Annotated in this window: 3 rRNA genes; all 3 read right to left on the bottom strand. The window is 42.1% G+C overall.

Annotated features, from left to right (window positions below):
- Positions 1-66, bottom strand: a 16S ribosomal RNA gene (locus tag AACS00_RS07915); the annotation flags it as partial.
- 351 nt (positions 67-417) lie between these two features.
- Positions 418-533: ribosomal RNA gene (gene rrf, locus AACS00_RS07920) — 5S ribosomal RNA — on the bottom strand.
- An 86-nt stretch (positions 534-619) separates the two neighbouring features.
- Positions 620-726 (bottom strand): 23S ribosomal RNA (locus tag AACS00_RS07925); the annotation flags it as partial.

The raw sequence follows: 726 nt of genomic DNA on the forward strand, positions 1-726 counted from the left end.
CTCGACTTGCATGTGTTAGGCCTGCCGCCAGCGTTCAATCTGAGCCATGATCAAACTCTTCAATTTAAGTTTTTTGTGGCTCAATGAATACTGACTTTAAACTACCATAAGTAATTCAAAGCTATTACCGTTCCAACAGAACGATAATGAATTGACTGTGCCGATAGAGCTAAAAGCGCTATCAATTGGTCACTCAGTTCATTGATACCGAAGTGCTTATTGCTAAGCATTTTGATTATCATCAACGAGTGCCCACACAGATTGATTGGTTTAAATTGTTAAAGAGCTTTGCTTTCAGTGCCTTAACACTTGGGCAGGACGCGTATACTACGCTTTCTACTTTGAAAGTCAACATAAAGTTCTAAATATTTAAAGCTTTATGGTCACTTCTTCTCGTAAGAAGAAGTAGAAATTAAAGCCTGGCGATGTTCTACTCTCACATGGGGAGACCCCACACTACCATCGACGCTGTTTCCTTTCACTTCTGAGTTCGGCATGGAGTCAGGTGGGTCCAAAACGCTATGGTCGCCAAGCAAATTTGATTAATTCGGAAAGCTGTTTTTTGTTCTCTACACATTCAATGCACTCAATTGAGCCCACAAAACCCCTTCGGTGTTGTATGGTTAAGCCTCACGGGCAATTAGTACAGGTTAGCTCAACGCCTCACAGCGCTTACACACCCTGCCTATCAACGTTCTAGTCTCGAACAACCCTTTAGGACACTTA

It is taken from the genome of Vibrio sp. 11986-1-5 (genome assembly GCF_963878025.1).
GTDB lineage: Bacteria > Pseudomonadota > Gammaproteobacteria > Enterobacterales > Vibrionaceae > Vibrio > Vibrio injensis.